This is a genomic window from Methylobacter sp. Wu1 (genome assembly GCF_036553575.1).
Taxonomy (GTDB): domain Bacteria; phylum Pseudomonadota; class Gammaproteobacteria; order Methylococcales; family Methylomonadaceae; genus Methylobacter.
The window spans coordinates 1-13,036 of sequence record NZ_JAZHOC010000001.1 but is presented as its reverse complement, the minus strand read 5'-3'; the positions used below and the strand labels follow the sequence as shown (position 1 = coordinate 13,036).

General features: G+C 49.1%; 13 protein-coding genes. 4 read left to right on the top strand and 9 right to left on the bottom strand.

Annotated elements, in window-relative coordinates; genetic code table 11:
* The 7 genes from V2P20_RS00065 to V2P20_RS00035 form a co-directional block, all read right to left on the bottom strand.
* Window positions 1–185: 1-deoxy-D-xylulose-5-phosphate synthase N-terminal domain-containing protein (locus V2P20_RS00065; protein ID WP_331814689.1), on the bottom strand; the 185-nt coding region annotated here is incomplete at its 3' end.
* A 1-nt stretch (window position 186) separates the two neighbouring features.
* The gene (locus V2P20_RS00060) at window positions 187–1,851 is read right to left on the bottom strand and encodes a CopD family protein (RefSeq protein ID WP_331814687.1); all 1,665 of its coding nucleotides are present in this window, start codon (window positions 1,849–1,851) and stop codon (window positions 187–189) included.
* An 11-nt stretch (window positions 1,852–1,862) separates the two neighbouring features.
* Window positions 1,863–2,219, bottom strand: coding sequence for a copper resistance CopC family protein (locus tag V2P20_RS00055; RefSeq protein ID WP_331814685.1), 357 nt, complete (start codon window positions 2,217–2,219; stop codon window positions 1,863–1,865).
* 6 nt (window positions 2,220–2,225) lie between these two features.
* Window positions 2,226–3,614, bottom strand: coding sequence for an aspartate aminotransferase family protein (locus V2P20_RS00050; protein WP_331814683.1), 1,389 nt, complete (start codon window positions 3,612–3,614; stop codon window positions 2,226–2,228).
* Window positions 3,615–3,860: 246 nt separating this feature from the next.
* On the bottom strand, window positions 3,861–4,601 hold the full coding sequence (locus V2P20_RS00045) for a phosphorylase (RefSeq protein ID WP_331814681.1): 741 nt from the start codon (window positions 4,599–4,601) through the stop codon (window positions 3,861–3,863).
* A complete protein-coding gene (shc, locus tag V2P20_RS00040) occupies window positions 4,598–6,553 on the bottom strand; it encodes a squalene--hopene cyclase (RefSeq protein WP_331814678.1) in 1,956 nt (651 codons plus the stop codon). Before shc ends, V2P20_RS00045 begins: the two co-directional genes overlap by 4 nt.
* Before the next feature lie 11 nt (window positions 6,554–6,564).
* On the bottom strand, window positions 6,565–7,665 hold the full coding sequence (locus tag V2P20_RS00035; RefSeq protein WP_331814676.1) for a phytoene/squalene synthase family protein: 1,101 nt from the start codon (window positions 7,663–7,665) through the stop codon (window positions 6,565–6,567).
* Window positions 7,666–8,106: 441 nt separating this feature from the next.
* Between V2P20_RS00035 and hpnH the strand changes: the two genes are divergently transcribed.
* Genes hpnH through V2P20_RS00015 form a run of 4 tightly spaced genes read left to right on the top strand, consistent with a single transcriptional unit; the run spans window position 8,107 to window position 11,990 of the window.
* Window positions 8,107–9,216, top strand: a complete 1,110-nt coding sequence (gene hpnH / locus V2P20_RS00030) for an adenosyl-hopene transferase HpnH (protein WP_331814673.1) — start codon at window positions 8,107–8,109, stop codon at window positions 9,214–9,216.
* Between the two features lie 6 nt (window positions 9,217–9,222).
* The gene (locus V2P20_RS00025; RefSeq protein ID WP_331814671.1) at window positions 9,223–10,350 is read left to right on the top strand and encodes a glycosyltransferase; all 1,128 of its coding nucleotides are present in this window, start codon (window positions 9,223–9,225) and stop codon (window positions 10,348–10,350) included.
* A 30-nt stretch (window positions 10,351–10,380) separates the two neighbouring features.
* The gene (locus V2P20_RS00020) at window positions 10,381–10,992 is read left to right on the top strand and encodes an ABC transporter substrate-binding protein (protein WP_331814668.1); all 612 of its coding nucleotides are present in this window, start codon (window positions 10,381–10,383) and stop codon (window positions 10,990–10,992) included.
* 11 nt (window positions 10,993–11,003) lie between these two features.
* Window positions 11,004–11,990, top strand: coding sequence for a VacJ family lipoprotein (locus tag V2P20_RS00015; protein ID WP_331814691.1), 987 nt, complete (start codon window positions 11,004–11,006; stop codon window positions 11,988–11,990).
* Between the two features lie 29 nt (window positions 11,991–12,019).
* Here the strand turns inward: V2P20_RS00015 and V2P20_RS00010 are convergent, their stop codons facing one another.
* Both V2P20_RS00010 and V2P20_RS00005 read right to left on the bottom strand, forming a co-directional pair.
* The gene (locus V2P20_RS00010; RefSeq protein ID WP_331814666.1) at window positions 12,020–12,535 is read right to left on the bottom strand and encodes an adenine phosphoribosyltransferase; all 516 of its coding nucleotides are present in this window, start codon (window positions 12,533–12,535) and stop codon (window positions 12,020–12,022) included.
* 57 nt (window positions 12,536–12,592) lie between these two features.
* Window positions 12,593–13,036 (bottom strand): transketolase C-terminal domain-containing protein (locus tag V2P20_RS00005; RefSeq protein WP_331814663.1); only part of this gene is annotated, 444 nt, incomplete at its 5' end.

Here is a 13,036-nt window from a genome sequence, read left to right as displayed (position 1 = left end):
AGGGCGATGGTCAGCTCGACCGTGCCGAGCCCGGCCGCGAAGTGGCCGCCGGAGATGCTGACCGTGTGGGTCAGGTACTCGCGCAGCTCCCGGGCCAGGGCCGGCAGTTGGTCTTTGCTCAGCTTGCGGACATCGTCAGGCGAGTTGATGTCTTTAAGCAGGGAATATTGATGTAATGTATTCATATTAATAGAGAGGTTCGCGATAGAACATCAGAATGAGTCCGATCTGAAACAGGGCGGCAACGGAAACGAACCCGGCAATTTCTTTGCCCGGTCTGTCCAGCTTCAATTCCAGCCAGCGTCCGCTCGCCAGAACCAGTGAAAAGACACCCATTAAGGTATGGCCCACCTGGATAAGGAAAGCGCTTTTAGCTTGAAATCCGACATGCGAATGCGTCAACAGCATGAGTCCGCCGAATGCGGCCAATATGGGGAAAACAAAAGGCAGTTTGCTGGTGGCGTCTTTGGTCATTCTGGCTCGCAGTTCTATAACGCCCAGTCCTAATACCAGAAAGGTCGCAATTCTGTGCTGCAATACTTCACCGTTATTAAAAGTGCTCTCCCAGAATCCTATCGGACCTAATGGCCAGGTTTCAGCGTCGCTGCGGAAAAACAGGAAGATGCCCAAGGCGACAAACCCGAAAGGCCAGTATTTGGTTAAAGGTAAATATTTATCAAAAAGGGAAAACGCGGACGGTAAACGCTTCATATAGGAAAGCATCGCAATGAAGCTCATTGTGGTCAGGAATATACCGGCAATATTATGGTTGTAATCCGACCATGCCGTTGCTGCTGGCGAGGGAATTTGGCCCACGATGGCGACCCGACCTGCTTCACCGGCTATCAATGCTTCATGAGTAGGTGACGTGGTGCGGGGAATACGGGGGGCAAATGTGTTTAAAACTTCCTGCCAGGCAGCCGTCAGGTGCGGAATATCGATAGACGGAGGCTGTGACGCGAGGCTGGCAGCCGTGAATAACAGAATAACCAGTACCAGGGTTTCCGCCTCAATATAATAAGGCACCCGATTGTTTAAGGCATGGTTGTTGCCGGAAGCACCGAATTCCAGCACGGCGCTTCTATTCAACCAGGCAAAACCCAAGGCCAAACATAACAGTATTATTTTGACCATTAACAGATTGCCGTAGCCAGTACCAATAAAGCCGTTCCAGGTATCGATATATTGCAAGGCCATCGGCAGGCCTGAAATCAGAATCATGGCGACCGAGGCCATGCCGAACATTGAGAAACGTTTCAGCATGGTGGGCCAGAGCTCCGCGGGAACCAGTTGATGGCAACGCAAAAACCAGATGTTGACCAGTTGGAAGACGCCGCCTATCCATGCCGCTGCCGCCAATTGGTGGGCCACGGTCAGCGTCATCAACGATGCCTGATTTTCAAAGCGGCCGGCAGCATGCACCAGCCAGGCGCCGGAAACAATCATGGGTATCGCAATAATCCCTGCATTTATCCAGTGAGGCTTGGAAAAAGGATTCTTGCGCAGGTACAGGTAGGCATAGCCGGCCAGCAACAAAGTTAATACCGTGCGAACCAGGCCACCGTTGAATTGCGTGGTTTCGGCGAATTCAGGAAACGGCCATTTCCCCAGGATGGCCGCCATCATCCAGATTTTAAGGATGATCTTGAAAAGCTGGATCATCGCCAGGGCAAAACCGCCCTTATAAAAAAGGGCAATGGTTTTATCCAGCAACGCTGAGGTGTATCCATCGTTGTTGCACCATGGGCGTAAAACAAAAAGTCCCCAGAACAAGCTGCCTATTGCTAATGAATAACAAACAAGGTCAACTCCGCCAACCAGGGAATCGAGAAAGTCGGCTATGGCTTCCATTGTTACTAAACCTATTGAGATACAGCAAAGTGAATAACGTCTTCCGTTAAATGGCCGTCGGCCGCGAAGACTTTGAATCTGATGGCATAGTCGCCGGGCGCTAATGGCGGGACTTCCACGATGATAAGGCCGTTCTTCTGGCCTTTTGTCGCCTTTAATAATTCATGTTGATCGCCTTTACGCACGAGGAAGATTTGAGACAACCCCAGTTCAACCTGGGAGTTGAATGTCAATTCGACCTTTTCTGCCTGATTGGCGCGAATAGGGGCAATTTTTAATGAATAATCCGTTACCACGGCATGAGCGGAAACTGCTTCTATCTGCAATAAACACAGCGTTAACAGACTGAGTTGGAATAAACGTTTCATTAGTTATTACCCTTTTTTATTTTTCATCGCGTGGCTGGCCAGATTCTTGCCTAAATCCCAGATCGATCCGGGTATCTGGTGTGTGTCGGCAATGACTTTGTCAAAAGCCGTGACAATATGATCGCGGTCTTTTTGCGTTAAGGTTAACGGCGGCAACAGCTTGACCACGTTCATGCCGTGTCCGGCGACTTGGCTTAGAATATGGTGTTCTTTAAACAGCGGAATCGTGATCATCTGGCAGAACAGGCCCTTATTGGCCGCTTCCAGCATTGCCCAGGCCGCTTTCAGCGTCAGGCTTTTGGGGGAGTTGAACTCGATCGCGATCATCATGCCTTTCCCGCGCGCTTCTTTCAGGAATTCATATTTTTCTGACATGGCGTTCAGGCTGTTGATGATATCGGTACCGACTTTGTCGCTGTTTTCAACCAAGTTTTCTGCTTCCATGACATGCAGAGTGGCAAGACCTGCCGCCATCGCCGCATTGTTCTTGGAGAACGTCGAGCCGTGCACGACCGCTCTGTCCATGCGGTTAAAAACGGTATCCATGATTTTCGCTGTCATCGCGACTGCGCCCACCGGGATGAAGCCGCCTGACAGCGCTTTTGCCATACAGATCATGTCGGGCTTAACGTTCCAGTGGTCGATCGCCCAGAATTTTCCGGTCCGGCCTAATCCTGTCTGAACTTCGTCAGCGACGAATAGCGTGCCGTATTTTTTACATAAGCGTTCGACTTCGGGCAGGTAATTGTCATCAGGAACATTAACGCCTTTGCCTTGGATCGGTTCGACGATAAACGCCGCTACGTCTTTGCCGCTTAACGCTTTTTCCAGCGCTTCGAGATCATTGAACGGTATGGCGCTGCAGCCGGGCAACAGCGGTCCAAAACCTTCACGGAAAATTTCTTCGCCGTTTAATGACAGCGATCCCATGGTCAAACCATGATAACCATGCTCGCAATAAACGATTTTTTCGCGCTTGGTGACGTAGCGGGCGAATTTAATCGCTGCTTCGACCGATTCAGTACCTGAGTTGCAGAAAAACATTTTGGTCAGATTGTCGGGCGTGGTTTTAAGTATTTCCTTGGCCAGCAGGCCGCTGAGCACCGAGACATCGAGCTGCACCAGGTTCGGCAATTCCAGCGTCAGGGATTCATTCAATGCTTTGACGACGGTAGGGTGATTGCGGCCGATCGCAAACACTCCAAAGCCGCTCAGCAGGTCCAGATATTCGGTGCCATCCTGGTCATAGAGATATTGACCGACGGCTTTTTTGTAATGACGATCATAGCCGATAGTTTTTAAAACCCTGACCATTTGATTGTTCAGGTGCTGCTCGTGCAGTTCAAATTTATCGGTGCTGTGTTGGGAAAAAAGTTCGGCGATGCTGAAAGACATTAAGTACCTCAAAAAAATAAATTCTTTTGCTGCTTGTGTTCGTGCAGGCGCTAAAAGCGGGCAGGCGTATCCAAGAGCAAATGAGCGTGAACGTGACAACGTTGAACGATAACTGCCGTCTCGCAGCTGCCAAACCTGCCAGAATGGCGGGATATAAGCTGAGGCAGCTGTAAGCAACGTAATTCCCCATAACCGAGCCGATGCAAAAAGGCAAAAGTGATGGATAGGATATTTAAATGGTTTGCGTTATTCATGAAGACTTTGCGCAATTATGCTGGATTGACCAAAGCTGTTAATTATATCAAGCTGTTGGGCAACCAACTTTAATTTATTCTTGGCAGCATTGAAATGCAGCCCCAGCTTGATGAGTCCGGGCAGCTCAATCGGATGCAACGCGAGAAATATCAACAGCTTGCTTAAAACCACATCGCCCTGATCATTAAGCGAACGGTTGATGGCTCTGGGAAGGCTCATGTTCACCGGGTCGACAATTGCGCGGATTGCCAGAAACGGCAGCGTGTGTTGTCTGGCGATTTTGGCGACCGCGACGCTTTCCATGTCCAATACAATGGCGCCGGTTTTGGCATGCAGCTGTTTTTTGTCCTTGCCGGACGAAACAATTTGATGGCTTTCAGCCAGGCAGCCGGTATGAACAGCCACATGCGCTGACAGGATATTTCTGGCGTGGCTATGCCAGCCCGAGGCTATATCTATCCGAACTTGATCCGCATCTATCAACGAGTCAGCCAGGGTAAGGTCTCCAGGCTTCAACGAAGCGTCGAGGGCTGCGGCGCAGCCCCAGCTGATCAGCCGGGTGGCGCCTCTGGAAACCAGCAGTTCGGCTGCCGTTTGCGCATTGGCAGGGCCGGCGCCCGAATAAGCAACGAGTACTTTATCGGATATAAAAACACAACGCCCTTTATCAATATTTTTTGATGTCAGAGTGCCGAGTTCTTCCGGTAAAGCAACAACGATTCCGATAATCACTGTCTGCTAAGCTCGTTGCGGTATCTGGCAAGCGCCCATAATGGGAAGAACTTGTCGTAACCGTGGTATTTCAAATAGAAAACCCTTGGAAAGCCCGGGGCCGTGAAGCATTTGTCATTCCAGACGCCGTCAGCCTGTTGGCTGCGCAGCAGGAAGTCGATGCCGGCTTTTACTTCAGGGCTATGGGTTTCGCCGGCCGCCATCAGGGCCAGAAGCGCCCAGGCGGTCTGGAAGGCCGTGCTGAAACGGTATTTGCCGCTATGGCTGGTGTCGTGATAGCTGTGGTTGTCTTCGCCCCAGCCGCCGTCTTCGCGTTGCACGCTTTTTAACCATTTTGCGGCTTTTGTGTACATTGGATCGTCCTTGGGCAGGCTAGTTTGCTCCAGGCCCAGCAGCACTGACCAGGTGCCATAAATGTAGTTGGTGCCCCAGCGCCCGAACCATGAGCCGTCTGCTTCCTGTTCGCTGCGCAAATAGTTGAGGGTCCGTTCCAGGGCTGGCAGATATTCGGCGTGATCCTTGGCCACGCGTCCCATCAGCATGGCGCAGCGTGCACTGACATCGGCGGTTGGCGGATCTAACAGGGCGCCGTGATCGGCAAAAGGAATTTCATTCAGATAATAATAGGTATTGTCGACATCGAATGCGCCGTAACCGCCGTTCCTGGATTGCATGCCGACTATCCAGTCGGTAGCGCGGAGCACGGGCTCATCCAGATCCGGCAGATTTGATTCGGCCATGCCGAATGCCACAACTGCGGTATCATCCACATCGGGATAATGCGGATTTGCGAATTGAAACGCCCAGCCGCCGCCTTTCAGGTCGGGTCTGGAAATACGCCAGTCGCCCGGTTCGTCGGAGAGTTGTTTGCTTTTCAGCCAGTCAAAAGCCCGCGTCAGGCTTTCTTTGTTGCCGGCTTTGTCAGCTTCCAGCAGGGCGAGAGCGGCAAGTCCGGTATCCCAAATCGGCGATACGCAAGGTTGGCAATAAGCATCATGCTCGTTGATGACCAGCAGCTTGTCTATGGCTTTACGCGCCGTTACGACCAGTTCATGATCTTTAGGCATGCCCAGCAGCAGCATGGCTTCATAAGCGTTGACCATGGCAGGGAAAATAGCGCCGAGGCCGTCTTCGCCGTTCAGGCGCTCGATGAACCACTCTTTGGCTTTCTCAATAGCCTGGGCCTGCATTTTTTCAGGGATTAAAGGACGTGTTTTGCGGCCCAGTTTGTCCAGCGCCAGAAAAAACTTATTTAAAGGCGTCCTTTCCGGAAAATAATGCTGTTCTTCATCCGGATGCGTAACGAAAAGCTCCAGGATATCGACTTTGTTTGGATTCTTGGCGGTCGCTTTTAAGGTGCAAAGAACAAATAGCGGCACCATCACGGTTCTGGACCAGTATGAAACCTTATCCAGGTGGAAGGGAAACCATTTCGGGAACAGCATGATTTCAACCGGAATATAAGGCACTCCGCGCCAAGGAATCTGCTCGAAGGTCGCCAGAGCGATACGGGTGAAAACATTGGCTTTGGCCGCGCCGCCCTGGCCCAGGATGTAATTTCTCAGTTTAACCATGTGCGGCGCATTGATAGAGTCGCCGGCCATTTTCAAGGCGTAATAGACTTTAACGCTGCAGCTGATATCGCCGGCGCCGCCCATGAATAGGGGATAGCTGCCATCCTTGGACTGACGGGATCTGAGATAATTGGCTATTTTGGCCTGAAGAGGTTTGTCGATCTCGCCCAGATAATGCATCATCATGATGTATTCGGCCGGAATCGTGCAGTCCGCTTCCAGTTCGAATACCCAAAAGCCTTCTTTGTCTTGCAGACTTAATAGTTTTTCTTGGGCTTTTCTTATGGCTTTGTTTAGATCCAATGCATGAGAATTAATAGCAGTCGATGAACTCGGTGCGGTGCTGATATTTATCGCTGTAATTGCTTCAGTAAACATGGGGAATGTCCTTAAAGATCTGACATGGATTTTGAGGATAATGTTTTATAGGTCCAGTCGGGCGCTTTGAGTCCGCGGCCGGCTAAATTAAAAAGCAGGGATAGCATGGTATTGCTGTGGCCGGCTAATTTAGTGGCAAAAATAGTAGCCTTGACACTGTTGCGTGAAATTTTGACCTGGCTGGATTTGTTAAAGTCTAGATTTTGTTTGATTTTCCGCAATGTCAGTACGGCCATGCCGAGCGCCCACAGGCAGAAGTTGCGAATGCCGGTTTCATGCGCAGGAATTAGCTGAGTATAAATCAGGGCGTTATGCAGATGGCCATGGGCAATGCTGATCAGGTGCTCCAATCCTTTTCTGAATTTTTCATCATTGGTTTCAGGCGTCAGATTTTTAAGATCAAAACCGGTTTCTGTAAAAATATCCTGAGGCAGCCAGCATACCCCGCGTTGAGCGTCATCCCAGATATCTTTCAGAATGTTGGTCATTTGCAGTCCCTGGCCGAAAGAAACCGACAAAGTCAGGAGTTGCTCGCGATGGTTGGCGATCTCCGGTGAATAGTGGCAAAAAAGTTTGGCCAGCATCTCGCCTACGCAACCAGCAACGTAATAGCAATATTTGTCCATGTCGGCCATCGTGGCCAAACCGCCCCGCAAGTCCATGGCCTGATAGATCGGCATGCCTTCAGCCATGGTTTCAACGCAACAAGCCAGCGCTTCAATCTGATCCGGATCGAATTTGTGCGTGATTTCTATGACGCGCGGCAATACATGGATAAGCGTGTGTTCAGCAGGAATGGTCTGCTTTGAGAGCAGTGGGGCCAGTTCTACGGCAAAAGGCTCGGAATTGACGCCGGTTTTGACGACGTTAATAAATTCCGAGCAAAAATACTTTTTTTGCTCAGGCGATAAAGAGGTTTCGTCTTCAATAGTGTCGACTATGCGGCATAGCAAATAAGCATTCGCTACAGCGCTATATAGCTTCTCCGGTAGTTGGGGAATGGTCAGCGCAAATGTTCTGGACACACCTTCAAGCAATAATGCCTGAAATTCATCATCAGATAATTTGCTGAGTGACTTTGGGTTTTCCAGGGAAATTTGAGTTCCGTTCATAATTTTTTTTATGTCGACTTACAGGAGTTTAATAAAGAGTTGTAGTGCTGACAGCAATAATAGACTGTTTGTTGGTATTTTGCAAAGTAATGTTGTTTTGTTGCTAATATGGCAGGCAGGCAGAATTGTTGAGATGTCTAATGAGAGTAAAAACAGCAGTTTAAGTCTGTTTGTTGTGCGCGCGCAAATCAGCTGGACGACATGTCGGATTGAGACATGAATGCATAATTTATCGCAAAAACTGGAGTCGGTCAGTAAAAGATAGTATTCTACTCAACAATAGATAAGCGTTTGTATTATATGAAAGGTTGTATTTCAGGGAATATTGTTTTTTTGTTGTTTTATTGCAACGCTTATTTTTTGCAATTAAGAATACTTTCAAGGCAGTTGTTGTCACTAAGGCTGTCGTCAGTTTATTGAATTTTTTTGGAGGGTTTGCACGTGGGAGTTCCTTTACGTCAGCAGTTGACTGTAGGCAGTTATCTAATCAAGCAAAAGTTGAAAGGAGTTAAGCGATATCCTTTGGTTCTTATGCTGGAACCTTTGTTTCGCTGCAATTTAGCCTGTGCGGGCTGCGGTAAAATTGATTATCCTGACGAAATCCTGAACAAGCGCCTTTCTGTTGAAGAGTGTCTGCAGGCAGTAGATGAATGCGGTGCGCCAATGGTATCGATCCCAGGCGGCGAACCGCTGATCCATAAAGAGATGCCGCAAATTGTTGAGGGTATCATTGCACGCAAGAAGTTTGTCTACTTGTGTACAAATGCTCTGCTGCTGAAAAAGAAGATCAATGATTACAAGCCTTCGCCCTATCTTACTTTCTCTATTCATCTCGATGGCATGCGCGATCGCCATGACGCCTCGGTATGTCAGCAAGGCGTCTTCGATCAAGCTGTTGAAGCTATAAAGCTGGCCTTGGAAAAAGGTTTCAGAGTCACAATAAACTGCACTTTGTTCCAGGGTGAAACGTCTGAAGAAGTGGCCGAGTTTCTTGATTACGCAATGGAACTGGGTGTGGAAGGCGTTACCATAGCGCCGGGCTTCAGCTATGAACGGGCTCCACAACAGGACGTTTTCATTAAAGGCCAGGACGTCAAGGAATTATTCCGCGGTATTTTTAAAATCGGCAAAAAACGTAAATGGAAATTGAATCATTCCACGCTGTATCTGGATTTTCTGGCCGGTAATCAAAGCTACAACTGCACGCCGTGGGGCAATCCGACGCGCAACGTGTTCGGTTGGCAAAAGCCCTGTTACTTATTGGCTGACGAGGGCAGCGCCGCAACTTTTCAGGAGTTGCTTGATACCACGCCATGGGATAAGTACGGCAGCGTAAAAAATCCCAAATGCGCCGGCTGCATGGCTCATTGTGGCTATGAGGCCACTGCCGTTGAGGACGTGTTCAAGCATCCAATAAAAGCGATGCTCACATCAATTCGCGGGCCAAGAACCGAAGGCGCCATGGTGCCTGAACCTGAGCCGGATTATGTGCATGAGAAGCCTGCGCCAACAATTGCCGGTATTCCAGTCAGAGTAGAAATGGTTGAATAGATTGTAATGGTTGATGCTGGTTTTTATTTGTCCGCTGCAGCGGCAGCAGTGTGGTTGATTGTTCTGTTGCTGCCATGGCGTCCCTGGAGCGTTAAGGAAGTGTTGGAAGCGGATCCGTCTGGCTATGAGCAGGCGGATCTCAGTGATGTTACCGTCGTCATTCCTGCCCGTAATGAAGAAGAGGTTATTGGCAGGACCTTGGCAGATCTGGAGCATCAAGGGCAGGGGTTAAACGTCATAGTTGTTGACGATGAGTCTACTGATAGAACCTTGTCTATTATCCTTCAGTCCAATCTGCAAGCTTTGAAGGTTATCCGGTCCGATTCACTGCCTGCCGGTTGGACAGGCAAATTATGGGCGCAGGAGCAAGGGCTCAAACAAGTGCAAACGCCTTATACTTTATTGCTCGATGCCGATATAGCATTGCGTCCCGGCATGATCAAAAGCCTCAAGGACAAGCATTCACTGGAAAATGTTAACTTTGTGTCTCTGATGGCGGTACTGCGGTTTGACTCGTTTTGGGAAAAACTGCTGATGCCCGCATTTGTTTTCTTTTTTAAAATGATTTATCCGTTCGCTTTGGCTAACAGGCCTGACAGCAAATTCGCCACGGCAGCAGGCGGATGTATTTTTGTAGAAACGGATGTATTGCGCCAGATCGGCGGCATGGCTTCGATTAAAGACGCGCTTATCGATGATTGCACATTGGCAAAAACAGTAAAATCTGCCGGATACAAAACCTGGATGGGCTTGACGCATGGCGTGCTGAGTCAGCGTCCCTATGGAACACTGCGCGATATTTGGGACATGGTCGCGCGTACGGCCTATACGCAGCTCTATTACTCGGTTACATTATTGCTGATTTGCTCGCTTAGTATGCTGATAATGTACTGTCTGCCTTCATTCGGCCTGTTTTATTTTCAAGGCGGAGCAGCCCTATTAAGTATTCTGGCCATTTTATTGATGGTATTCATATACAGTCCGGTCTTGCGATTTTATGAATTTAATCCGGCTTGGGGGTTGGCTTTACCGTTGATAGCCAGTCTTTATTTATTGATGACCTGGACTTCTGCAATACGTTACTGGAAAGGGGAGCGTTCAAGATGGAAAGGACGCATTTATCAAAAGATATAAATATGCTTTATAATTACGAGGTTTTTGATTATGGTTTTAAGAAGTATAAAGTTTGCATTGGTCCTGGCGTGGTATTTCCTTGCGACGGCTGCTTATGCTCAGGAAGAAGCGGCTACAGCAAGGCAAGTCGTAGAAAAATTTCAGGCTGAACTGATTGACGTAATGAAGAACGGCAAGCAGTTAGGTTATGCCGGCAGATATGAGAAACTTAAGGATCCGGTTTCCAACAGTCATGACCTGACAAAAATCGCTCGTATTGTTGTTGGTAAAGAATGGGAAAAATTAACCGAAGATCAGCAGCAAAAGCTTGTAGAGGTATTCAGTCGTCTGAGTATCGCTTCTTATGCTCATAACTTTAAAGATTATTCAGGCGAATCGTTTGTATTTGATTCGGAAGAAGAAACTGCAAGAGGCGGGGTAGTTGTTCATTCTCATCTGGTGGTTCCTGGTGAAAAAGATGTGAAGTTCGATTATATGCTGAAGGAGAAAGGCCCTAGCTGGCGTATTATTAACATCATAGCTAATGGTGTCAGTGACCTGGCGTTAAAAAGATCGGAATACACTGCTATTTTGCAGCGTGAAGGATTTGATGCCTTAATAGCTAAGATCAACGAAAAAATTGATAATTATTCGAAACAGTAGGTTTTATGTTAATGAACAACCCCACCAACGGCTACCGATACGGTAAAATCAAACAAATTTTGTCAGGCATGCTTATCGGAGCAACTGTCACTCTGAGCGGTTGCGCAAGCACAGGAGGTGTTGAGCAGCAAGTTGAAGCGAATCCGGTTGATCCGTATGAAGGCTTCAATAGAAAAATGTATGCTTTTAATGATGGCGTTGATGATTATGTCGCTAAACCTATTTCAGACGCGTATAAATTCGTAACGCCGCAGTTTGTGCAAACAGGCGTATTCAATTTTTTCAATAACCTGAAAAACATCAATATCGTTCTGAATGATGTTTTACAGGCTAAATTCCAGCAAAGCGCTCAGGATTCCGGGCGGTTTATGATTAACACTACAGTAGGTCTGGCTGGTCTGTTTGATGTCGCCAAGGAATTCGGTCTGGAGCAGAATGAGGAAGACTTCGAGCAGACTTTGGCTGTCTGGGGCGTGCCTCAAGGTTCTTATCTGGTACTGCCATTCTTGGGGCCTTCTACGGCGCGCGGAATTCCTGGGGCAATATTTGACACGGCAGCAAATCCAGTAACTTATGTAGGCGCGCCTGTACAGTTGGTTTCAATGCTCAATTCGCGGGCAAATGCCGAGGGCGCATTGAAATTTATTGACGAAGCGGCGCTGGATCCCTATGTGTTTACCCGCGAGTCTTTCCTGCAGTGGCGTAAAAGTTTGGCTGCCGACGGTAAAATCGATGCATCTGACGATTTATTGGATATCGATGAAGAGGCGGCGCTTGAAGAAGGCGGAAATGCGGCTTCCGGTCAGACTGCAGTTGCCGAGAAGGGTGCGGCAGGCGACACAGCCAATCCAGAAGGCTTTACTTTGAAATTAAGCGCCGATAATAAAGAGTTTGAGCAGGTATCTAATTCATTCAGCAGCACCGCCCAATCATTTGACGCGACAGCCAAGTCATTTGAAGAGGCGAGCACTAAACTGGATAAATTGAAAGTTAAATAAGCAGTTAAAGAAGCTACAAGGATGTAGCTCTAAAAATGCAATAATGAATGGACTTCGTAATTGCCGAGTTTCTCCCGGCCTTCCAGAAAGTCCAGTTCGATCACAAAAGCACAGGCTTCAACCTTTGCTCCCATCTTTTCGACCAGTTCGCAACTGGCTTTTGCGGTTCCGCCCGTAGCCAGCAGGTCATCGATCAGTAATACGCGGTCACTCGCATCAAACGCATCAATATGGGCTTCCAGTGTGGCTGAGCCATATTCCAGGTCGTAAGACACGCTTTGTACGTCGTAAGGCAGCTTGCCAGGCTTTCTTAAGGGTACAAACGGAAGACCCAGTTCCCACGCAACGAGCGAGCCAAAAATAAAGCCTCGCGCTTCCATGCCGGCAACGGCTGTGATATCTCTGCCCAAGAAGGGCTGCAGCAATTGGTGAACAGTCAGGCGTAATGAAGCCGGGTCTTTTACCAATGGCGTAATATCCTTGAAGATGATGCCGGGCTTAGGGAAATCGGGAATGTCGCGGATTTTGTTTTTAAGTCTTTCCATTTTTTTGTTGTCATTAAAAAATTGAAATCTGAGCGGCTTGCGGGCCGCTCTTGTAAATCAAGCGCAGAACGTTTCGATGCGGCGGATGAGTCCTGGCACATCGAGGCCGCACAAGGCCAGCAGTTCTTCGCGCGTGCCCTGTTCGACGAACTGGTCGGGCAGGCCGATATTGAGCACCGGCATCAGGATCTTCTGCGCCTGCAGGAAGCCATTGACGGCGCTGCCGGCGCCGCCCGCCAGCACGTTCTCTTCGGCGGTCACGAACACGTCATGGCTCTTGGCCAGTTCCAGAATCAAATCCGTATCGATCGGCTTGACGAAGCGCATGTTGACGACGGTCGCCCCCAGATGCTTGCCGGCCGCCAGCGCCGGCGCCACCAGACTGCCCCAGGCCAGGATCGCGATGCGGCTGCCCTGGTGGCGGACTTCGCCCTGGCCGATCGGCAACGCGGTCAGTCCGGGCTGCACGGCTGCGCCCGGGCCCTTGCCGCGCGGATAGCG